Source organism: Ruegeria sp. CDSB013 (assembly GCF_059611165.1).
The window spans coordinates 21,653-43,708 of the sequence record NZ_JBXWPA010000020.1; the positions used below are offsets into that span (position 1 = coordinate 21,653).

The 22,056-nt window shown below is 57.4% G+C and carries 18 protein-coding genes; 10 read left to right on the top strand and 8 right to left on the bottom strand.

Annotated elements, in window-relative coordinates; all coding sequences use genetic code 11:
• Positions 1 to 181 precede the first annotated feature (181 nt).
• The 7 genes from AC2FJF_RS22845 to AC2FJF_RS22875 all read left to right on the top strand — a co-directional run bounded on the left by AC2FJF_RS22845 (position 182) and on the right by AC2FJF_RS22875 (position 11,419).
• Entirely contained in the window at positions 182 to 1,615 is a 1,434-nt protein-coding gene (locus AC2FJF_RS22845; protein ID WP_109313050.1) for an NAD(P)-dependent oxidoreductase, read from the top strand.
• A gap of 26 nt (positions 1,616 to 1,641) precedes the next feature.
• Positions 1,642 to 2,076, top strand: a complete 435-nt coding sequence (locus AC2FJF_RS22850; RefSeq protein ID WP_496727322.1) for a GFA family protein — start codon at positions 1,642 to 1,644, stop codon at positions 2,074 to 2,076.
• Positions 2,073 to 6,605 carry a glutamate synthase large subunit gene (gene gltB, locus AC2FJF_RS22855; protein ID WP_496727323.1) on the top strand — a complete coding sequence of 1,511 codons (4,533 nt, stop codon included), beginning with the start codon at positions 2,073 to 2,075 and terminating at the stop codon, positions 6,603 to 6,605. The genes AC2FJF_RS22850 and gltB overlap by 4 nt, the downstream gene beginning before the upstream one ends.
• 161 nt (positions 6,606 to 6,766) lie before the next feature.
• The gene (mtgA, locus tag AC2FJF_RS22860; protein ID WP_496727325.1) at positions 6,767 to 7,501 is read left to right on the top strand and encodes a monofunctional biosynthetic peptidoglycan transglycosylase; all 735 of its coding nucleotides are present in this window, start codon (positions 6,767 to 6,769) and stop codon (positions 7,499 to 7,501) included.
• A gap of 58 nt (positions 7,502 to 7,559) precedes the next feature.
• Positions 7,560 to 8,225 (top strand): FtsZ-binding protein FzlA, encoded by a 666-nt coding sequence (fzlA, locus tag AC2FJF_RS22865; RefSeq protein ID WP_496727326.1) that lies wholly within the window; start codon positions 7,560 to 7,562, stop codon positions 8,223 to 8,225.
• An 80-nt stretch (positions 8,226 to 8,305) separates the two neighbouring features.
• The gene (queG, locus tag AC2FJF_RS22870) at positions 8,306 to 9,343 is read left to right on the top strand and encodes a tRNA epoxyqueuosine(34) reductase QueG (RefSeq protein ID WP_496727327.1); all 1,038 of its coding nucleotides are present in this window, start codon (positions 8,306 to 8,308) and stop codon (positions 9,341 to 9,343) included.
• A gap of 72 nt (positions 9,344 to 9,415) precedes the next feature.
• Positions 9,416 to 11,419: a hydantoinase/oxoprolinase family protein gene (locus AC2FJF_RS22875; protein ID WP_496727329.1), complete on the top strand. Its 2,004-nt coding sequence runs from the start codon at positions 9,416 to 9,418 to the stop codon at positions 11,417 to 11,419.
• Between the two features lie 30 nt (positions 11,420 to 11,449).
• Here AC2FJF_RS22875 and msrA read toward each other — a convergent pair whose 3' ends face one another.
• Positions 11,450 to 11,959, bottom strand: a complete 510-nt coding sequence (gene msrA, locus AC2FJF_RS22880) for a peptide-methionine (S)-S-oxide reductase MsrA (RefSeq protein ID WP_496727330.1) — start codon at positions 11,957 to 11,959, stop codon at positions 11,450 to 11,452.
• Positions 11,956 to 12,405 (bottom strand): peptide-methionine (R)-S-oxide reductase MsrB, encoded by a 450-nt coding sequence (gene msrB / locus AC2FJF_RS22885; protein ID WP_170563837.1) that lies wholly within the window; start codon positions 12,403 to 12,405, stop codon positions 11,956 to 11,958. The genes msrA and msrB overlap by 4 nt, the downstream gene beginning before the upstream one ends.
• A gap of 145 nt (positions 12,406 to 12,550) precedes the next feature.
• Here msrB and AC2FJF_RS22890 point away from each other — a divergent pair, with 145 nt between their 5' ends.
• On the top strand, positions 12,551 to 13,072 hold the full coding sequence (locus AC2FJF_RS22890; protein ID WP_496727331.1) for a glutathione peroxidase: 522 nt from the start codon (positions 12,551 to 12,553) through the stop codon (positions 13,070 to 13,072).
• Here the strand turns inward: AC2FJF_RS22890 and AC2FJF_RS22895 are convergent.
• The gene (locus AC2FJF_RS22895) at positions 13,048 to 13,935 is read right to left on the bottom strand and encodes a DMT family transporter (protein ID WP_496727332.1); all 888 of its coding nucleotides are present in this window, start codon (positions 13,933 to 13,935) and stop codon (positions 13,048 to 13,050) included. The genes AC2FJF_RS22890 and AC2FJF_RS22895 overlap by 25 nt on opposite strands.
• A gap of 181 nt (positions 13,936 to 14,116) precedes the next feature.
• On the opposite strand from AC2FJF_RS22895, the gene AC2FJF_RS22900 reads away from it, so the two are divergent.
• Positions 14,117 to 15,313, top strand: a complete 1,197-nt coding sequence (locus AC2FJF_RS22900) for a BCCT family transporter (protein ID WP_496727346.1) — start codon at positions 14,117 to 14,119, stop codon at positions 15,311 to 15,313.
• Between the two features lie 81 nt (positions 15,314 to 15,394).
• On the opposite strand, the gene AC2FJF_RS22905 is transcribed toward AC2FJF_RS22900, so the two are convergent.
• The 5 genes from AC2FJF_RS22905 to AC2FJF_RS22925 form a co-directional block, all read right to left on the bottom strand.
• The gene (locus tag AC2FJF_RS22905) at positions 15,395 to 16,228 is read right to left on the bottom strand and encodes a hypothetical protein (protein ID WP_496727333.1); all 834 of its coding nucleotides are present in this window, start codon (positions 16,226 to 16,228) and stop codon (positions 15,395 to 15,397) included.
• 234 nt (positions 16,229 to 16,462) lie between these two features.
• Positions 16,463 to 16,750 (bottom strand): HU family DNA-binding protein, encoded by a 288-nt coding sequence (locus tag AC2FJF_RS22910; RefSeq protein ID WP_039533371.1) that lies wholly within the window; start codon positions 16,748 to 16,750, stop codon positions 16,463 to 16,465.
• Between the two features lie 130 nt (positions 16,751 to 16,880).
• Entirely contained in the window at positions 16,881 to 18,344 is a 1,464-nt protein-coding gene (locus AC2FJF_RS22915; RefSeq protein ID WP_496727334.1) for an AMP nucleosidase, read from the bottom strand.
• Positions 18,341 to 20,143: an adenine deaminase gene (ade, locus tag AC2FJF_RS22920; protein ID WP_496727335.1), complete on the bottom strand. Its 1,803-nt coding sequence runs from the start codon at positions 20,141 to 20,143 to the stop codon at positions 18,341 to 18,343. The genes AC2FJF_RS22915 and ade overlap by 4 nt, the downstream gene beginning before the upstream one ends.
• Before the next feature lie 144 nt (positions 20,144 to 20,287).
• A complete protein-coding gene (locus AC2FJF_RS22925) occupies positions 20,288 to 21,163 on the bottom strand; it encodes a LysR substrate-binding domain-containing protein (protein WP_496727336.1) in 876 nt (291 codons plus the stop codon).
• A 119-nt stretch (positions 21,164 to 21,282) separates the two neighbouring features.
• Here AC2FJF_RS22925 and AC2FJF_RS22930 point away from each other — a divergent pair, with 119 nt between their 5' ends.
• Positions 21,283 to 22,038 (top strand): class II aldolase and adducin N-terminal domain-containing protein, encoded by a 756-nt coding sequence (locus tag AC2FJF_RS22930; RefSeq protein WP_282154113.1) that lies wholly within the window; start codon positions 21,283 to 21,285, stop codon positions 22,036 to 22,038.
• Positions 22,039 to 22,056: the final 18 nt, after the last annotated feature.

Below are 22,056 nucleotides of genomic sequence, written 5' to 3' on the forward strand. Positions count from 1 at the left end.
GTGCTCTGTGGAAAAGGAAAGCGTGCATATAGGTCCGAATCGGAACTAAAAATCGCATTTAATTTCAAACCTCCACCAAATTTTCCCTCGATTTTCGAATTTAGGTCAGTACAGTTGACTTTTCATCCAATCTTTCATCTCTTAAAGAGACGTGACCAAGCCAATTCATGGAGTTTGACCCGTGGCCAAGCAACCGATGCTGAAATTTGTGCAGATCGACCGCGTCATGCCCGAAAAGCGTGCCGCCGATGACCGCAGAGAAGATTTTGATGAAATCTACGCCGAATTCGCAGCAGAGAAGGCCAAGGAGCAAGCCAGCCGATGCAGTCAATGTGGTGTTCCATACTGCCAGTCGCATTGCCCACTGCACAACAACATCCCTGACTGGCTGCATTTGACGGCGACGGGGCGTTTGGAAGAAGCCTACCAAACCAGTCAGGCCACCAACACATTCCCCGAGATTTGTGGCCGAATCTGCCCGCAGGACCGCCTGTGCGAAGGCAACTGCGTGATCGAGCAATCGGGCCACGGCACGGTCACCATTGGCACGATTGAGAAATACATCACCGACACCGCCTGGGACAAAGGCTGGGTGAAGCCCACCGCTCCGGGTGCCGAGCGCAGCGAAAGCGTCGGCATCATCGGTGGCGGCCCCGGCGGTCTGGCTGCGGCTGACATGCTGCGCCGCGCGGGCATTCAGGTCACCGTCTATGATCGTTATGATCGTGCGGGTGGTCTGTTGATGTACGGCATTCCGGGGTTCAAGCTGGAAAAAGACATCGTGCAGCGTCGCAATGACCTGCTGGCAGATGGTGGTGTAGAATTCGTGCTGAATTGCGACGTCGATGCCGCCAAGTTCGAGGAAATACGCTCCAAGCATGATGCAGTAATCATTGCGACAGGCGTGTACAAATCGCGCGATCTGTCTATGCCCGGCAGCGGTCTGGCTGGAATCGAAAAAGCCATCGATTTCCTGACCGCCTCGAACCGCAAAAGTTTTGGCGATGACGTCGAAGATTTCGACAATGGCCGCTTGAATGCCGAAGGCAAGAAGGTGGTCGTTATTGGTGGCGGTGATACCGCGATGGACTGTGTACGGACTTCGATCCGGCAAGGCGCCACGTCGGTCAAATGCCTCTATCGTCGTGACCGGGCGAACATGCCGGGTTCGCAGCGCGAAACCCAAAACGCCGAAGAAGAAGGCGTGGTGTTCGAATGGCTGAGCGCGCCCAAGGGCTTTACCGGCGACGACACCGTTGCAGGCGTGATGGTGCAGAAGATGCGTCTGGGTCAGCCCGATGCAACCGGCCGTCAGGCACCTGAGGTGATCGAAGGCGCGGATTATGTCGAAGATGCCGATCTGGTGATCAAGGCGCTGGGCTTTGAGCCTGAAGACCTGCCCACCCTGTTCGGCCAGCCCGACCTGCCCGTCACCCGTTGGGGCACCGTCAAGGCAGCGTTCGAGACTGGCGCGACCGAGATGGACGGAGTCTATGCCATTGGTGACATCGTGCGCGGTGCGTCTCTGGTGGTATGGGCCATTCGTGACGGTCGTGACTGCGCAGATGCGATTATCGACCGTTTCAACGCCAAGGCTGCCATCGCAGCCGAATAATCCTAGCCCAGCGACAGGAGGGTCTGATGCCCGAATTGCAAGGTCAATGCATGTGCGGCGCGGTAACGGTGACCGCAACCCCGGCGCGGGAATCGCTGGGAGCCTGCCATTGTGATCAATGCCGTCGCTGGACCAGTTCGATGCTGGTGACCTTCGCGGCCGAGCCCGGTTATGCCGCCTTGGGACCGGTCAAGACTTACACCTCGTCAGATTGGGCCGAACGGGCGTTTTGCTCGGACTGCGGCTCGGCGCTATGGTACCGGATCACTTTGCCCGGCGAGATGCACGGGCAAACCCAAATGGCTGCCGGTCTATTCGACGACACCGGCAACCCGCTGAAACTTGAACTTTACATAGATAAAAAGCCCGAGGGCTACGCGTTCGCAGGAGAGCGCCGGCAGATGACCAAAGCCGAGGTCGAAGCCATGTATGCCCTGCCGGAAGAAGGAGACAGCCAATGACCAAGTATGATGCCGATTGGGTGCGGGCAGAAGAAGCCAAGCGCAAATGGTTGGCCGAAAATGGTCTCTATTCCGAAGATGAAGAGCATTCTTCATGCGGCGTAGGTCTTGTGGTTTCGATTGACGGCAAGGCGTCGCGTAAGGTGGTGGATGCCGGGATCGACGCGCTCAAGGCAATCTGGCACCGCGGCGCGGTGGACGCAGACGGCAAGACGGGTGACGGCGCGGGTATCCACGTGCAGATCCCGGTTCCGTTCTTCTATGACCAGATCCGCCGCACCGGACATGAGCCACGACTGGATCAACTGATTGCGGTTGGTCAGGTCTTTTTGCCGCGCACCGATTTCGGTGCGCAGGAGCAGTGCCGGACCATCGTGGAAACCGAAGTTCTACGAATGGGCTATTACATCTATGGCTGGCGTCATGTGCCGGTCGATGTGACCTGCTTGGGTGAAAAAGCCAACGCCACCCGCCCTGAGATCGAGCAGATCCTGATCTCGAACTCAAAAGGTGTGGATGAAGACACGTTTGAGCGCGAGCTTTATGTGATCCGTCGCCGCATCGAAAAGGCGGCACTGGCTGCCGGTATTTCTGATCTGTATCTGGCCTCGCTCAGCTGCCGGTCGATCATCTATAAGGGCATGATGTTGGCCGAGCAGGTCGCGGTGTTCTACCCCGATTTGATGGACGAGCGCTTTGAAAGTGCCTTTGCCATCTACCACCAGCGATATTCGACCAATACGTTCCCGCAGTGGTGGCTGGCTCAGCCCTTCCGCATGTTGGCACATAACGGCGAGATCAACACGCTGAAGGGCAACATCAACTGGATGAAAAGCCATGAGATTCGCATGGCCAGCGGCACCTTTGGTGACTATGCCGAGGACATCAAACCGATCATCGCAGGCGGTTCGTCGGATTCGGCGGCTCTGGACTCTGTTTTTGAAGTTCTTGTCCGTGCCGGCCGGTCTGCCCCAATGGCGAAAACCATGCTGGTGCCGGAAAGCTGGTCCAAGCAGGCGGTCGAACTGCCGCAGGCGTGGCGCGACATGTATTCCTACTGCAACTCGGTGATGGAGCCGTGGGACGGCCCCGCCGCATTGGCGATGACCGATGGCCGTTGGGTTTGTGCGGGTCTGGACCGGAACGGTCTGCGTCCGATGCGTTACGTAGTAACTGGCGACGGTCTTGTCATTGCAGGGTCCGAGGCCGGGATGGTGCCGATTGATGAGGCCACAGTGACCGAAAAAGGCGCGCTTGGCCCAGGTCAGATGCTGGCCGTCGATATGAAGAAGGGCAAGTTGTTCCGCGACACGCAGATCAAGAACAAACTGGCCCGTGCGCTGCCATTTGGCGAATGGGTCGGCAAGATTCACGATTTGGATGCCACGCTGGCGGGCGTGACCGAAGCTCCGATCTTTTCAGGTGAAGAACTGCGCAAGCGCCAAATCGCGGCGGGGTATTCAGTCGAAGAATTGGAGCAGATTCTCGCCCCGATGGCGGAAGATGGTAAAGAGGCGCTGGCCTCGATGGGTGACGATACGCCCTCGGCGGTTCTGTCCAAGCAATACCGCCCGCTCAGCCATTTCTTTAGGCAGAATTTCAGCCAGGTGACCAACCCGCCGATCGATTCTTTGCGCGAATACCGCGTGATGTCTTTGAAGACGCGGTTTGCGAACCTCAAGAACGTGCTGGATGAGGACAGCAGCCAGACCGAGATTGTGGTTCTGGAAAGTCCCTTTGTCGGCAACGCGCAATGGGACAAGCTGGTTGAAAGCTTTGATGCCCCGCTGGCCGAGATCGACTGTAGCTTTGAGCCCGGCCAAAACGCACTAAGCGAGGCGTTGGCCCGTGTTAGAGCCGAAGCGGAAGAGGCCGTTCGGTCCGGCGCTGGGCATCTGGTGCTGTCTGACTTGAACTCGGGCGCAGGTCGTGTGGCGATGCCCATGATCCTTGCCACAAGTGCGGTGCACTCACACCTGACCCGTCAGGGCCTACGGACATTCTGTTCGTTGAACGTACGCTCGGCGGAATGTGTCGACCCGCACTATTTTGCCGTTCTGATCGGTTGTGGTGCGACCGTTGTGAACGCCTATCTGGCCGAGGATTCGCTGGCCGACCGTATTGATCGCGGCCTTTTGGACGGGACCCTGACCGAAAATGTCGCCCGCTTCCGCGAAGCGATCGATCAGGGCTTGTTGAAGATCATGGCCAAGATGGGAATCTCGGTAATCTCGTCCTATCGCGGCGGCCTGAATTTTGAGGCCGTTGGCCTGAGCCGTGCGATGGTGGCCGAATACTTCCCTGGAATGACCAGCCGGATTTCCGGCATCGGCGTCACGGGTATTCAGACGAAGGCCGAGGAGATCCACGCCAAGGCATGGGATAGCGGTCTGGACGTGCTGCCCATCGGTGGGTTCTATAAGGCGCGTAAATCGGGTGAGACCCACGCGTGGGAAGCGACCTCGATGCATATGATGCAAATGGCTTGTAACCGCGCGTCCTATGAGCTGTGGAAGCAATACTCGGCCAAGATGCAGTCGAACCCGCCGATCCATCTGCGTGACCTGATGGACTTTAAACCGCTGGGCAAGCCAATCCCGATTGAAGAGGTCGAGTCGATCACTTCGATCCGCAAGCGGTTCGTCACGCCGGGCATGTCGCTGGGTGCGTTATCGCCCGAGGCGCACAAGACGCTGAACGTGGCGATGAACCGGATCGGTGCGAAATCCGACTCCGGCGAGGGTGGCGAAGACCCGGCACATTTTGTGCCGGAGCCCAATGGCGACAACCCGTCGGCCAAGATCAAACAGGTCGCTTCGGGCAGGTTCGGTGTGACCGCCGAATACCTGAATCAGTGTGAAGAACTGGAGATTAAGGTCGCTCAGGGTGCCAAACCCGGTGAAGGCGGTCAGCTGCCGGGCATGAAAGTTACCGACCTGATTGCGCGACTGCGCCATTCGACCAAGGGTGTGACCCTGATCTCTCCACCGCCGCACCACGATATCTACTCAATCGAGGATCTGGCGCAGCTGATCTACGACCTGAAACAGATCAACCCGCGCTGCAAGGTTACCGTGAAACTGGTGGCGTCTTCGGGTGTTGGCACGATTGCCGCCGGTGTGGCCAAGGCCAAAGCGGACGTGATCCTGATTTCGGGCCACAATGGTGGCACCGGGGCATCTCCGGCGACCTCGATCAAATATGCCGGTCTGCCGTGGGAGATGGGCCTGACCGAGGCACATCAGGTTTTGGCGATGAACAACCTGCGCGACCGCGTGACCCTGCGAACCGATGGTGGCTTGCGCACCGGTCGTGATATCGTCATGGCTGCGATGATGGGGGCCGAGGAATACGGTATCGGCACCGCTGCTCTGATCGCGATGGGCTGTATCATGGTGCGTCAGTGCCAGTCGAACACCTGCCCGGTCGGTGTGTGTACGCAGGACGAATCCCTGCGGGCAAAGTTCACCGGTAATGCCGATAAGGTCGTCAACCTGATCACCTTCTATGCACAGGAAGTGCGCGAGCTGCTGGCCAGCCTCGGTGCGCGGTCGATTGACGACATCATCGGGCGGGCAGATCTGCTGGCGCAGGTCAGTCGCGGTTCAGCGCATCTGGATGATCTGGACCTCAACCCGCTGCTGATCACCGTCGATGGTGCCCATAACATCGTCTACAACCGCGACAGAGATCGCAATGCAGTGCCCGATACGCTTGATGCGGAAATTGTGCGCGATGCTGCACGGTTCCTGAAAGACGGTGAGAAAATGCAGCTGTCCTATGCTGTTCAAAACACGCACCGAACCGTGGGCACACGGGTCTCCAGCCATATCGTGCAGAATTTCGGGATGCGGAACACGTTCCAGCCCGACCACCTGCATGTGAAACTGCAAGGCTCGGCCGGTCAGTCGTTGGGGGCTTTTGCGGCCCCAGGTCTGAAGCTTGAGGTATCTGGTGATGCCAACGACTATGTCGGCAAGGGCCTGTCCGGGGGCACAATCGTTGTACGTCCGCCGCAGGTCAGCCCGCTGAAAGCAGACGAAAACACCATTATCGGCAACACCGTTCTTTACGGCGCAACTGATGGCCACCTGTTTGCGGCTGGCCGCGCAGGTGAGCGGTTCGCGGTTCGGAATTCGGGCGCCACTGTGGTGATCGAGGGCTGTGGCTCGAACGGCTGTGAATACATGACCGGTGGTATTGCGGTGATCTTGGGTGGCATTGGTGCCAACTTTGGCGCAGGTATGACGGGCGGTATGGCCTATCTGTACGACCCCGAAGGCAAGGCCGAGCAGCTGATGAACATGGAAACGCTGGTGACCTGCCCGGTGACTGTCGACCATTGGGAAAATCAGTTGAAATCGCTGATCGAAACCCATCAGGCTGAAACCAACAGCCGTAAGGCCGCCGACATTCTGCAACATTGGGAGGTCGAAAAGGCCAACTTCCTGCAGGTTTGCCCGAAAGAGATGCTGAACAAGCTCAGCCATCCTCTGACGACCGAGGCAACTGCTGTTCCCGCCGAGTAAGCGAAAATTGTTAGACCAAATCAGAACCCCGCGTGTCACCAAGGACACGCGGGGTTTTCAATTTACGTCCCGGCCTTGCTTAAGATTGCATACCCGCGCAACGCTCAGATCAGGCAAGATAAACCGTTCCAAACCCGGCCACAGCGTCGTATAGCAACAAAATGGCAAGAACAGCAGCGCGCAAGTCGAGCAAAAAGAAAAGCAAGGCGTCGAAATCAAAAAGGCCACTGGTTCCGCGGATTCGTCGTTGGGTAACACGCATCGCCTTGGGCGTTGTGGCTTTTGTCGTGGGTTTGGTCCTGCTTTACTCGGTGGTTAATCCGCCGGTGACTCATACAATCTGGTCGGAATGGCGAAGATTGGGGAAGGTCGAGCGCGAGTGGGTGTCGATCGAAGAAATTGCCCCGGTTATGGGCAGATCTGCCGTGGCCGCCGAGGACGCGAATTTCTGCCTGCATTGGGGCTTTGACGTTGAAGCAATCCGCGAAGCGCTGGAAGACGGCGGCAGTCGAGGGGCCTCGACCATTACACAGCAGGTCGTGAAGAACGTGTTCCTGTGGCAGGGGCGCAGTTGGGTGCGCAAAGCGTTTGAAACGTCGATTACGCCCGTCGTCGAAATCTTCTGGAGCAAGCAGCGAATCCTCGAAGTATATCTGAACGTTGCCGAAACCGGTCAGGGGGTCTTCGGGGTCGAAGCGGCAGCGCAGCGATATTATGGAACGAGTGCGTCCAAGTTGTCGTCAGTTCAGGCGGCCCGATTGGCGGCGATCCTGCCGTCCCCCCGCAACAGATCCGTCACAGATCCGTCGGTTCGAACCCGCAGACGTGCGGCATCCATCCGGGATGGGGCGGCCACCATCCGCGCAGATGGTCGCGCGGATTGTTTCGAGGATTGAAACCCTATGCCCCTCAAGGCTAAAGCTGGGGGGTATTCACTGGTTCGATTGGAAGCCCATGGCGCGTCTGTTTCATGTTCCCCTGTCCCCGTATTGCCGCAAGGTGCGCCTGTCGCTTGCGGAAAAGAAAATCGAAGTCGAACTGGTCGAGGAACGATACTGGGAACAAGACCCGGATTTTCTGCGCCGCAACCCAGCCGGCAAAGTCCCGGTGTTGCGACTGGATGGACAGGTCATGGCGGAAAGTGCCGCCATTTGTGAATATATCGAAGAAACCCGCCCTGACCCCCCGCTGATGCCCAAAAAACCAGAAGCACGGTACGAGGTGCGGCGTTTGGTTGGCTGGTTCGATGACAAGTTCCATCACGAGGTCACATCCCGACTGCTGTATGAGCGGGTGAACAAGAAGGTGACGGGCGAGGGTTATCCCGACAGTAAAAACGTCAAGGCGGGTGCAAAGGCGATCAAGTATCATCTGGACTACATGGCTTGGCTGCTGGATCACCGGCGCTGGCTGGCAGGGGATCAGATGACGCTGGCTGATTTTGCTGCTGCTGCGCATCTGTCTGCGCTGGATTACATCTCGGACGTAGATTGGAACCGTTCTCAGGCGGTCAAGGATTGGTATGCCAAGATCAAGTCGCGGCCTGCATTCCGGTCTATATTGGCAGATCAGGTTCCTGGGTTCCGACCGCCACCGCATTACGCTGATCTGGATTTCTGATAGGGTGAAGGTGTAGCGGGCTGACTGCCCCCTCTTGGCCGGGTGTGGGCCAATTCACCCCCGAGGGTACTTGTAGCCAGATGAAGAGCGGATCAGGTCTAAAAGAAAAGCTGGTGGCGCAGGCTCTGAGCGAGGGATTTGTCTCTTGCCGTGTTTGCCGACCTTGGGACGTGCCCGAAGTGCCGTCACGCTTGCAGGCGTTTTTGGATGCCGGGTATTACGGGCAGATGGGGTGGATGGCCGAGCGGACCCATTGGCGCGGGGATCCGGCCGCATTGTGGCCCGAGGCGCGGTCGGTCATCATGCTGGCCGAGAGCTATACGCCTGACCATGATCCGACCGAAGTGCTGCAGCATCCGGACAAGGCGGCGATTTCTGTTTATGCTCAGAACAAGGATTACCACGATCTGGTCAAGAAGCGGCTGAAGCGGTTGGCGCGCTGGTTGATTGCGGAAGCTGGTGGAGAGGTAAAGGTCTTTGTTGATACCGCGCCTGTTCCGGAGAAGGCTTTGGGCCATGCGGCAGGGCTGGGCTGGCAGGGAAAACACACCAATCTCGTAAGCCGCGACTGGGGAAATTGGGCCTTTTTAGGCTCTGTTTTTACGACGTTGGACCTGCCTGCAGACATGGCTGAATCTGACCATTGCGGTAATTGTCGAGCTTGTTTGAGCGCCTGTCCGACGGATGCGTTTCCCGCGCCGTATCAGTTAGATGCGCGGCGATGCATTTCATATCTGACGATCGAACATAAAGGGCCGGTCGACGAAGAGCTGCGCCAAAAGCTGGGAAACCGGATTTATGGATGCGACGATTGTTTGGCCGCGTGCCCGTGGAACAAATTCGCCATCGCAGCGAGCGATGTGCGGTATGCCGCACGTGATGATCTGAAAGCACCGCCGTTGGCCGAGCTTGCTGTGTTGGATGATGCAGCGTTTCGGGCCAAGTTCTCGGGCTCGCCGATCAAGCGGATCGGGCGGGATCGGTTTGTGCGCAATGTTTTGTATGCAATTGGAAACTCGCACCAGACTGATCTGATGACTGTGGCCCAGTCGCTGGTCGATGACCCCGATCCGACTGTGGCGGATGCCGCGCGCTGGGCGGTGAAACGATTGTCGTAAGTGACGCAAACAGGCTGGACGTGTCGGTCCAAACCGCTACACCCGTGAACAGCGAACAGGAAGGAGATCCCGATGGCGTTGGCTTTGGGGGTGGATACGGGTGGAACCTATACGGATGCGGTGCTGATCCGGGACGAGAAAGAGGTGATCGCCTCGGCCAAATCCCTGACCACACGCGCCGATCTTGCAATTGGCGTCGGCAGGGCGATCTCGGCCGTGTTGGATCAGGCGCAGGTTTCGCCGGACCAGATCTCGATGGCGTCCTTGTCGACAACATTGGCGACGAACGCCTTGGTCGAAGGGCAAGGTGGTCGAGTCGCGCTGATTTACATCGGGTTTAAGGAAGCAGACCTTAAGAAACATGGGCTGCGGGATGCGCTGAAGGGTGATCCAGCGCTGGTGATTGGCGGTGGGCATAGCCACGCCGGGGGTGAGGCGGCGCCATTGGATGTCGATGCGTTGGAAGCCTTTTTGGCGTCGCACAAAGATGTTTCTGGGTTTGCGGTTGCCGCGCAGTTCGCAACGCGGAACCCGGCGCATGAATTGCATGCCGCGCGTGTCATTGCCGAAAAAACCGGGGCACCGGTTACGTGCTCTCATCAGTTGTCGGCCAAATTGAACGGCCCGAAGCGCGCGGTCACGGCGGTTTTGAATGCGCGTTTGATCGGCATGATCGACCGTTTGATCGGTCGGGCGCAGGATCAGTTGATTGATCTGGGCATCACCGCACCGATGATGGTCGTGCGCGGCGATGGTGCCCTGATGAGCGCCGAACAAGCGCGGGAACGCCCGATTGAGACCATCCTCAGCGGGCCGGCGGCTTCGATTGTTGGGGCAAGCTGGTTGACAGGGGCCGAGAATGCACTGGTGTCCGATATTGGCGGCACCACGACAGATGTTGCGCTGATTCGGGATGGCAAACCCGCGATTGACCCAGCGGGCGCGCAGGTCGGCGGATTTCGTACGATGGTTGAGGCGGTTGCCATGCGCACCCACGGACTGGGTGGAGATAGCCAGGTGCATGTGGTGACCGAAGGGCTGGGCGGCGGCGTATTTCTGGGGCCACGACGGGTGCTGCCGGTATCTCTGATCGCGTCAGAAGCACCCGAGGTTGTTCACGGCGTTCTGGACACACAGTTGCGGGCAACAACCGTGGGAGAGCATGACACGCGGTTTGCCCGCCGTGTTCCCGGTATCAATGCCGACGGGTTGGGTGCGCGCGAAGAGGCCTTGTTGGACAGGCTCGGTGAAAATGTCCTGCCCCTGAGTGATCTGTTGCGCACCCGAATGGAGAACGGTGCCCTGTCGCGTCTGGTGGATCGCGGAATCGTTCAGGTGTCGGGTGTGACACCATCGGATGCCAGCCATGTTCTGGGTCGATTGGATGTCTGGGACGCGGAAGCCGCCCACAAGGCATTGGAACTGGTGGCGCGCAAACGTGTGGGGACGGGTGACAGGCTAGCCGGCAGCCCCGAACAACTGGCACAGATGATCGTGGATCAGTTGACCGAACAGACGTCTTTGACCTTATTAGAGACTGCTTTTGCCGAAGAAGCTGACGGTTTTGGTCTTGCACCTGCTGACTTGGCCCGGCACGTTTTGACGCAAAAAGGGCTGGCAAGGCATCGCGGCTTAATCGCGCTGGACGCATCGCTAAACGTGGATGTCGTGGGCCTCGGCGCATCCGCCCCCAGCTATTATCCGGCTGTCGGAGATCGCCTGCATTGCACCATGATCCTACCGGAACACGCCGGTGTGGCCAACGCGATCGGAGCAGTTGTTGGTCGGCTTACGCTGCGTCGAACAGGAACCGTGACGTCACCGTCTGAAGGGCGTTACCGGGTTCATTTGGAGGAAGGGCCGCAGGATTTCACAGAATCCGAAAAGGCCTTGGAACTGTTGGAGACGGTTTTGCGGGATCAGGCCGAGGGTGCAGTGCGACAGGCCGGAGCGGCAGATATCCGGGTGGTCGTCGACCGCGACATCCGCACTGCGCGCATCGAAGCGCAGGACGTGTTTGTCGAAGCGATGATCACGGTCGAAGCCAGCGGACGCCCAAGGGTGGCCTCAGGTTAGCCCCCCTCGCGGGAAGGAGGGCCAATTCGGTTATTCAGCCGCGCTGCGCTTGGGCAGAACCCAATCGGGGCGCGGGAAGTGGCACGTATAGCCGTTGGGAATACGTTCAAGGTAGTCCTGATGCTCGGGCTCAGCCTCCCAGAAATCGCTGACGGGTTCGACCTCGGTCACAACCTTGCCGGGCCAGATGCCGCTGGCGTTTACATCGGCAATTGTATCCTGGGCCACTTGCTTCTGGGCGTCGTCCACATAGTAGATGGCCGAGCGATAGCTCATCCCGCGATCATTGCCCTGACGGTTAACGGTTGTCGGGTCGTGGATCTGAAAGAAGAACTCGAGCAGGTCGCGATAGGTAATTTGCGCTGGGTCGAAAATGATCTCGATCCCTTCGGCATGGGTGCCGTGGTTGCGATAGGTGGCGTTCGGCACGTCACCGCCAGTATACCCGACGCGGGTGCTGGAAACGCCGGGCAATTTACGGATCAGGTCCTGCATGCCCCAAAAGCAGCCCCCGGCCAGAACAGCGCGTTCATTGGTCATTGGATTTCCTCCACATGGATCAGGTATTCACCGTACCCTTCGGCCTCCATCTCATCGCGATGAATGAACCGCAAGGAGGCGGAGTTGATGCAATAGCGTAGCCCGCCGTGTTCGCGTGGACCGTCGGGGAATACGTGCCCCAGATGACTGTCGCCATGTTTCGAGCGGACCTCGGTCCGGATCATGCCAAGCGTGCGATCTTCAATCTCTTCGACATGCTCGTGCACGATGGGCTTGGTAAAGCTTGGCCAGCCACATCCGGATTCGTATTTGTGGGTCGAGGCAAATAGCGGTTCGCCCGAGACGATATCGACGTATATGCCCGGCTCCTTGTTTCCCAACAGTTTTCCAGTGCCGGGGCGTTCGGTGCCGCTGCGTTGGGTGACGTGGAATTCCTCAGGTGAAAGAGCGGCAATGGCCTCGGGGTCTTTGGTGTAGCGGGTCATGGCTTCTCCGGTGTTGATGTGACTTGGACCTTTATTTGGGCATACTGGGGCGAAAATCAAAATCATATTTCAGCTTGCTCGCGTTCTCGTGCGGGTGATCCGAATGCCAAACGCACGCGTAATTCACAATAAAGGAGGTGACACCATGTTCAGACTGCTTCTGTTATCCGTCCTATTGCTGGTTGCCCGCGCTGTTCAAGCTGCACCTTTGACCGGTGAGTTTGACTCGATTGACGGCGGAACGCTTTCTCTTGAGGGGTGGAGAGGTCAGCCGGTGCTGATTGTGAACACGGCATCCCATTGCGGGTTCACGGGGCAATACGCTGGCTTACAAAAAATCCATGACACCTATGCTGATCGAGGTCTCGTGGTTTTGGCCGTCCCTTCGGATTCGTTCAATCAGGAACTGGGGTCAGCGAAAGAAGTGAAACAATTCTGCGAGATGAATTTTGGTCTGACCTTGCCCATGACCGACATCACCCCAGTCAAAGGCGCCGGTGCCCATCCGTTTTATAGGGCTGTTGCCCAGCAAACGGGCTTTGTCCCCAAGTGGAATTTCAACAAGATCCTGATTGACCCAGCGGGCGAGGTTGTCGAGACGTATGGCTCGAACGTCAAACCGGATTCACCGAAGCTCTTGCGTCAGGTCGAGGCATTGCTACGCTGATCGGTCTGCCGAGACAGCTGCACTGCCAGAATTCCCAGCGTTGTGATGCCCACGCCAACCGCATCCATCGGACCAAGCTTTTCACCCAGCAGAGCAGCAGCGACCGCGACGCCAAAGACCGGGTTCAAAAAGTGAAAAGTTGCGGCTCGGATCGCGCCGATCCTGTTCAACAAATGGAACCAGATCAGTGTCGCCAACAAGCCAGGGAACAGTGTCGTATAAGCAAAGGCCAGCATCCACGGTACGTTCGGGTGAATGTAGATCGTCTCGAATATGGGGGCCGCGAAGAACAGAATTGCCGCGCCCACCAGCATCTGTAGCCCGACCACCATCATGAAATTGCCGCCGGATGTTGCCCCGCGCACAGCCAGTGTCGCAAAGCTGAGCGCCAGCGCACCCAGCCCGCACAGCATGACGCCAAACAGGTCGGCGCCCGCGCTAATCCGGCTGCTCATGATCAATGCGACGCCAGCGAAACCCGCCAGCAATCCGAACACGCCCAGTGGTCGAAGTTTTTCGTGAAACAGTGTCCAGCTGGCTAATGCCACGATCAGGGGCATTGTTGATGCAATAATCGCCGCAACAGATGCTTGTACGGTTTGCATTGCGTAGAAATTCAGACCCAAATAAAGGGCATTTTGGCATATTCCAAACAGAATAGTCGCGTACCATTGCGCGCGCGTCAGCCTCCAGCTTTGGCCCATCGCCCGCGCAATTGCGACCCCTAACAACCCCGAGATCAAAAATCGCAGCGCCAGTGAGAAAAGGGGCGAGGCATCGGCGACGATGATCCGCGCCGAGGTGAAGGCTGACGACCAGATGAAGGCAAATGCCAGCCCCATGGCTATGGCGCGCAGATCCATGATGACGCTCTCCCAAACGCAGCGACTGTTTCGGAATTATCTCAAACGCGCAAGCGCCGCGCGTCAAAAAAACCACAGGCCTCATCAGTTACATTCGGCATTGCGGTGTTTGTTGATTGATCAGTCAATTAAAGGTATGCGAGCCGCACTCTGACTAACCAAGGGAGGTATGTTGGTGCTTTTGGAGTATATTCTGTCTTTCGGCGTCCTGCTGGCATTGGGCCTGGTCGCTTTCTTCGTCGTGAAATGGTGGAACCTGCGTTGCGTGGGCGTCACGCCAGTGCATCTGTTCACCTTCATCGCGATCCTGTTCACGTCCGGTCTGGATGTCGGCCTGATCATGTTCCCGCTGACCGAGTTTGGCGGCTATGCCGAGGAACCGGCCTATGCCTTTGCGAATCCGCTGGCCATCGAGTTCGGGTTCTGGGGTTTCCTGATCTGGGCCTTCTACTTCCTGACAGCGTTCTATTTCTGCGTCATCGAACCCCGCGTGAAGTTCTTTGAGATCCCGCTGGTCAAGCTGATCAACAACGTGGTCATCATCGGTACCTGCGCCTTCACCGCCAGCCTGTTCCTGATCTACCTGCCCGGCTATCTGCCCGAAGTCGGAGACGGTGAATCCGTGGTTTCAACCTTCTACATCATCGTATTCGTGGTCATTCTGGCAGCGGCCTATTCTTCGACCGACCTGAAATACGTACGTATCCTGTCGGTGGGCTCGACCTTCCTGTTCTTGGCACTGATCACCGGAATGTGGGTCGCGGCCGGAATGGGAATGACCGGAATTGTTGAAACCGGCAGCAATATCGGTGCCTATTTCGCCAATCTGCACAAGTTCGTCCTGCCGCTGACCGATTATCACGCCTTCTACCTGTTCTGGTGGTTTGCGTGGTCGATTATGATCGGCCAGTTCACCTCTCGCTTTGTTGGTGGCCTGAAGACCTGGCAACTGCTCGCGGCGCTGCTGATCTTCCCGTCGATCCCGTTGGGAATCTGGTTCACCGTTCTCTACTACTATCACCTGAACGGCATCAGCACTGCGGGCATCACCAACATCGCGATGGTGATCGTGGGCGTGACCTTTGTGATCAACTCGCTGGACTCGCTGATTAGGCTCTATACAGACAACCTGAACCTGACAGTCGAGCGGTTCGGCAAGGCGATCTACGTTGCAGGCAACGTCGCCCTGCTGTTTGTCCTGACCCTGTTGTTCCAGAGCCAGTGGCTGCAGATCCAATGGATCGGAGCGGTGGTCGTTGGCCTCTATTTGGCCTGCGTGGTCTACATCCTGATCACCAAGCGCAAAGAGGTGTTGAGCATCGATTCAATGCCCGAAGATCGTGATCTGGACTTCCACAAGGTTGAGACGGTTCACTGATTGCCGAACGGAGTTAAAGAACAGACGGGCGCCTAATCCGGCGCCCGTTTTCCGTGGTCTTGAAGTTCTATTTTGGAAAAGTCAGAACCGAAAACGGAACGCAAAACCGACAAGCGGTGCAGTGTCGTAAGATTGCCGGCTAATCTCACTTCCATTTTCGTCATCCAGAGTAAGCCGACCATCGAATTCAGCTCCGGCAAAAACGTTTAGAGAAACTCCGGGATTTGGGCTGTAATCCAAGGCCAATACAACCGGGATGCTCTTGTCTTCCCCAACGCCATCCGGCGCAAGACCTTGGTCATCCAGGCGAAAGCGGATGCGTTCAGCGCGCGCAGCCAAAGACAGGTTTATTGTGTCAGTCATGGCATAACTCAGTGTCAGCCCCGGCCCTCTGGTTGCGCCAATCCCTGATCCCGTATTCAGGTTCCAACGGTCATTGATGTCCCAATCCACCAGAAGAGCCGGAAAAAAGTCCACGCCTTCTTCCTCGAGTTGGGAAAAAACGCCGAATGCAGGTCCAATCGACAAGCGGCTACTGACTTCCCAAGCCAGACCGGCAAAAACCCCGTAAGTCCGCCCATCAGACGCGTCTATACCACTTTGGTAATCCCATCTGATTTGTGGAGATATTAACAGTTGCGCCGTTTCACCGACGCGCGCGCGTACCGGAAACGAGACCCGGATATCGCGTATGTCGGTCCATGGTTGATTGTCAGTCTGATTGAAGTCGTAGTCAAATTGCCCAAGGCTTATGGACAGGCCGAATGACGTACCATCGCCGGTATTATACAGCGAACCGCCACGAATAAAGGCACGACTTGCAGAGAAATTGCCACCTCCGCTTAAGGATGCGTTGCCTTGATACGCCGCAAGCCCATCAACCTGAAAGCCCCAACCCACAGGTTGCGCAGCCAACTGAGTTGTCCAGGTTAGAGAAAAAGCAATCGCGAGAGACGAGATTTTGGAGAAGAAGTGCGTCACGTTTTTCAAACCGATCGATGAATTCAAATGTTGTTATTCAACAACTAGACGGGTAACCCGCAAAGTACATCGAAATCTATCGGGTGTGCCAAAATTCGTCCCAACAGGCGAACAAAGAAAAAGGGCCCCCCGAAGGCGACCCTCTATCGTTTGCAGTGAAAGCTGAGATTAGCCGTTCACGCTGTCCTTCAGAGCTTTCGCGATGGTCATCTTGACCACTTTGTCGGCTTCTTTCTTGAACTGCTCGCCGGTGGCGGGGTTGCGCACCATGCGCTCGGGGCGCTCGCGGCAGTAGATTTTGCCAACGCCTGGCAGGGTCACTGCGCCGCCGGCGGAAACTTCGCGGGTGATCAGGCCAGTCATGGCCTCCAACGCTGCGTTTGCAGCTTTCTTGTCGGTTCCCATTTCCTCAGCGAGAGCAGCCACCAGCTGAGTCTTTGTCATAGGCTTTGCCATTTCTTGGTCTCCTTAACGTGCCCGATACATAGGGCCTCACCGCGTAACTGTAACGGGATATTGTGGTCGAACACAACGAATAGTAGCGCTGAAAACCCTAAAAATATGGGGAAATCGTTGCTTTTTTGCTTCAGAGAAAGGCTGTTTCGTCGAATGAACGCAATTTCCGGCTGTGCAGACGCTCTAACGGCATGCCGCGCAGATGTTCCATCGCCCGAATTCCGATTGCAAGATGGCGACTGACCTGGGTGGTATAAAAGGCAGATGCCATGCCCGGAAGCTTTAATTCGCCGTGCAGCGGTTTGTCAGAAACACACAACAATGTGCCGTAGGGAACCCGGAACCGATAGCCATTTGCGGCGATGGTTGCGCTTTCCATATCCAGTGCAATGGCGCGGGATTGGCTGAGCCTTTGCACAGGGCCGGATTGGTCGCGCAGTTCCCAGTTGCGGTTGTCGACCGAGGCGACGGTGCCTGTGCGCATGATCCGCTTAAGCTCGTATCCTTCCAACTCGGTAACCTCGGCCACGGCGCTTTCCAGCGCGACCTGAACCTCGGCCAGCGGCGGGATCGGAACCCAGACCGGCAGGTCATCGTCCAGCACCTTGTCTTCACGCAGGTAGGCGTGGGCCAGAACGAAATCCCCCAGCGCCTGCGTGTTACGCAGCCCGGCACAGTGGCCGACCATCAGCCAGGCGTGGGGCCGCAGAACGGCGATATGGTCAGTGGCCGTTTTAGCGTTCGAAGGCCCAACGCCGATATTGACCAGCGTGATCCCGGACCCATCCTCGCGTTTCAGGTGATAAGTCGGCATTTGCGGCAGCTTCAGCGGTTGGGCCAACTCTTCCTCGGAGCCCTTGATCTCGACATTCCCGGTCGAAACGAAGCTGGTGTAACCGCTGTCCGGATCGGCCAATTGCGCACGCGCGTAATTCTCGAACTCAGAGACGTAGAACTGGTAGTTCGTGAACAGGACATGGTTCTGGAAATGGCTGGGATCCGTCGCGGTATAATGCGCAAGCCGGGCCAGCGAATAGTCGACGCGTTGGGCAGTAAACAAGGCTAGCGGACCGGCATCATCTTCGTGGTCGTACACCCCGTTGACGATATCATCGTTGGTCGTGGTCAGGTCGGGAACGTCGAAGACATCGCGCAACGTGAACCCGGCCGCGCCCTGTTGCGGAACGTGCAGATCGGGATTGTTGGCAACCGCGAAATGCACCGGGATCGGTGTGTCGGACGGCCCAATCGTAACCGGCTGGTCGTGGTTCTTGATCAACAACGCGATCTGCTGGGTCAAATAGGACCGAAACAAATCCGGCCGCGTAACCGTTGTGGCATGAATACCGGGTTCTGAGACGTGGCCAAAACTCAGACGGCTGTCGACATGCGCATAGGACGACGTTCTGATACGAATTTCCGGGTAATAGGCTCTGAACCGCGCAGTTGGTGCGCCGTGTTCAATGGCTGCCGAGAAACTGTCGCACAGAAAGCGGGTTGCTTGTTCATAGAGCGCTTCCAACCGAGCGACCGCCGCTTTGGGGTCGGTGAATTGTTCCGGTTTGGGTGCGTCGGGTGTTTTTATTATTGTCATGCAAGTGGTTCCAGAAGATCGATTTTTTCAAAGGTGCGCACATCCACCAGGCCCAGATCCGATATCCGCAATTCCGGAATCACGACTAGTGCCAAAAGTGAGTGCTGCATATATGCGTTGTTGAGGGTGCAGCCACAGGCCTCCATCGCGGCGACCATGTCTTCGGCTTTGGCGGCCACAGTTGCGGCGGGGCTGTCTGACATCAGGCCTGCGATGGGCAGTTCGACCAGCGCCAATTCTTCCCCATCGCGGAATATGGTGATGCCGCCACCTACTTCGGCCAGCCTATTTGCGGCCAGTGCCATCTGTTCGCGATCCGTGCCGACAACGATCATGTGATGGCTGTCATGCGCCACGGTCGAGGCCATGGCCATTTTGCCCTGATATCCGAATCCGGAAACAAAAGCGTTCGTCACGCCGCCCGTCGCCCGGTGGCGTTCAACCAGTGCAATCTGGCAGACATCGCCGTCGCCCTCGACTAATCCTTCGATGATCGGCAGTTCAGCCTTCAGAGCTTTGGTCGGGGCCTGGTTTTCCACCACGCCGATCACGTTGGCCTGCACGCGGTTTGCCCCTGCAGGTGCTTGGATTTCGAAATCGGCAGCGGTCAGGGTATGCCCCAGATGCACGGTGTTCCGGGCGGTATCAGGCCAGTTGAGGTGCGGGCAGTCGACGGTGATTTTACCGTTTTCGGCCACGATCTGACCGCGCGCAATCACGGTCTCGATGGGCAGTTCTTTCAGGTCCGAGCTGAGGATGACATCCGCGCGCCGCCCCGGTGTGATCGAGCCGATTTCACGCTCCAGCCCGAAGTGGGTCGCCGTGTTGATCGTCGCCATTTGCAGGGCAATCAGCGGATCACATCCGCAAGCGATGGCGTGCCGAACCACACGATTCATATGGCCGTCATTGACCAGCGTGCCTGAGTGGCAATCGTCGGTGCACAGGATAAAGTTGCGCGGGTCCAGACCTTTTTGTGTTACAGCCGTGATCTGACTTTCCACGTCATACCAGGCCGAGCCCAGCCGCATCATCGAGCGCATCCCCTGCCGAACACGCGCGATCGCGTCCGCCTCGCAGGTGCCTTCGTGATCATCCGCCGGACCTCCGGCAACATAGGCGGCAAAATCAGGCCCTAAATCAGGCGAAGCGTAGTGTCCGCCTACGGTTTTCCCGGCGCGTTGTGTGGCGGCGATTTCCGCCAGCATCTTTGGGTCGCCGTTGATGACACCCGGAAAGTTCATCATCTCGCCCAAGCCAATAATGCCTGGCCAACTCATCGCTTCGGCCACGTCTTCGGCGGTGATTTCGTACCCCGTCGTTTCTAATCCCGGCGCAGATGGGGCGCAGGACGGCATCTGGGTAAAGATGTTCACGGGTTGCATCATCGCCTCGTCATGCATCATGCGCACGCCGTCCAGGCCAAGGACATTTGCAATCTCATGCGGGTCGGTGAACATGCTGGTGGTTCCATGCGGAATGACAGCGCGGGCAAATTCAGCCGGTGTCAGCATGCCTGATTCGATATGCATATGAGCGTCGCACAGGCCAGGAACCATATAGCGCCCGGTCGCCTCGATGATCTTAGTCTCTGGGCCGGTGCAATGTGATGCATCGGGTCCCACATAGGCGATGCGTCCGTCAACGATTGCAATATCATAATCTGGCAGTGCTTCGCGGCTGTGCACATTCACCCAGATTCCGCCGCGAATGATCGAATCTGCAGCTTCACGACCTGCAGCTACTGCAATCAGACGGGGGGCGACATCGGGCCAACTTGGGAAGGGTGTGTGTTCCATGGCCCAACTTTCCCGAATGCGCAGGAAGGTTCAACCCCTTGTGAACAGGTATCATCAAACCGTCACGCAGCGCGTCAGCGCTGCCCGGCCCAACCAGAAGAGACGCCCGGCAGGGCATCGATGATGGGCGGGAGCAGCACCCGGTTATTTCTGTGGATCAATCTCCAGCTCGCGGCGAACCCAATTGGCAAACGCTATGGCGCCGGGGCTTTCTTCGGCGCGCGGTGACAGAAGCAGATAATAGGCTTCGGGCATGGGTGCGCGATGGGCGAACGGGGCTATCAAACGACCTTGCGCAATCAGGTCACTGGCAATGGTGTCATGCGCCAGACACAGCCCTCCTCCAGCCATGGCAACGGACAAGCTGACCAAGTAGGTCGTCGAATAAGTGATTGCAGGATTTGCCCAGTTTAGACCCTGTTCTTCGGCCCAACCCAGCCAATTCGACAGCAGGTTCGAGCAGTCAAAAAGCGGGTGTTGTTGCAGGTCTTCCAACGTCACGTGATAGCCCGGCGCACAGACTGGATAGTAGTGATCAGTTCTCAGTAATTCGGTTCGAACCGTATCTGACGGTCGTAGTGAATAACGGATTTCCACGGCGGCCCCTTCGGCCATTTCGCGCGGCTCCCAAAGCTCGGTGAAGATATTCAGCTGAACATCGGGATGTAACGCTCGGAAACTCGGCAGTCTGGGTGCCAGCCAATTCACGGCAAAGGTGATGTTGCTTTGAACCTGAACCGCGTTCTGCTGGGCGCCGGTCACGGCCTGAGTTCCACGTACGAGTGTCCGAAATGCCTCGCGCACCACTGGAAGATACGTGATGCCCGCTTCGGTCAGTTCCAACGCGCGTGGTCGACGCAAAAACAAAGGCTGGCCAAGGTACCCTTCCAAGGACTTGATCTGCTGGCTGACTGCGCTTTGCGTCATGTTCAGATCACGGGCCGCCCCGGTAAAGGACAGGTGCCGCGCCGCCGCCTCGAACGTGCGGAGCCAACCCAGCGGGGGAAGTGGTTTCTGCATGCGTATAACCTTGCCATTAGTTCAGCTAATGAAATAGTTGCGTTTTTTTCGTTGGTCAATTTTTGATGCCGCAGGCACTTTTTCCCGAAAGTCCTCAGCTATCCGCAAAGGAGCCCGGAATGACTGTTACCAACCTGCGCGCCAATATCGACCACTGGGCCGAACGAGTTGATCTGGCTGCAACCTTTCGCTGGGTCGAGCGGCTGAACATGCACGAAGGCGTTGCCAATCATTTCAGCCTTGCGGTGAATCCGGAAGGTACGCAGTTTTTGATGAACCCGAACCAGATGCACTTTGCGCGGGTCAAAGCGTCAAATCTGCTGTTTCTGGACGCAAATGATGCCGATGTGATGAACCAACCCGGTGCCCCGGATCCGACGGCTTGGGGTCTGCATGGATCAATTCATCGTCACTGCCCGCACGCACGTTGCGTCATGCACGTGCATTCGATCTTTGCGACGGTCCTTGCATCGTTGGCGGATAGCACATTGCCGCCGATCGATCAGAATACGGCCACGTTCTACGACCGATACGTCGTGGATGAAGAGTTCGGAGGCCTCGCCTTTGAAAGCGAAGGTGAACGCTGTGCGTCGATGCTGTCGGACCCTAAGAAAAAGGTCATGATCATGGGCAATCACGGTGTTCTTGTGATCGGCAGTGACCCGGCAGATGCCTTTAACAGGCTTTATTATTTTGAACGCGCAGCGGAAACCTACATCCGAGCGCTGCAGACGGGACAACGATTGCGCGTGCTTTCGGAAGAGGTTGCCGAGAAGACCGCGCAAGAGTTGGAAGACTATCCTGATCAGGCCGAAGCACATCTGCGGGAGATCAAAGCCTTGCTGGATGACGAAGGCTCGGACTACGCCACCTGACCACTTCAACTGGGTAAC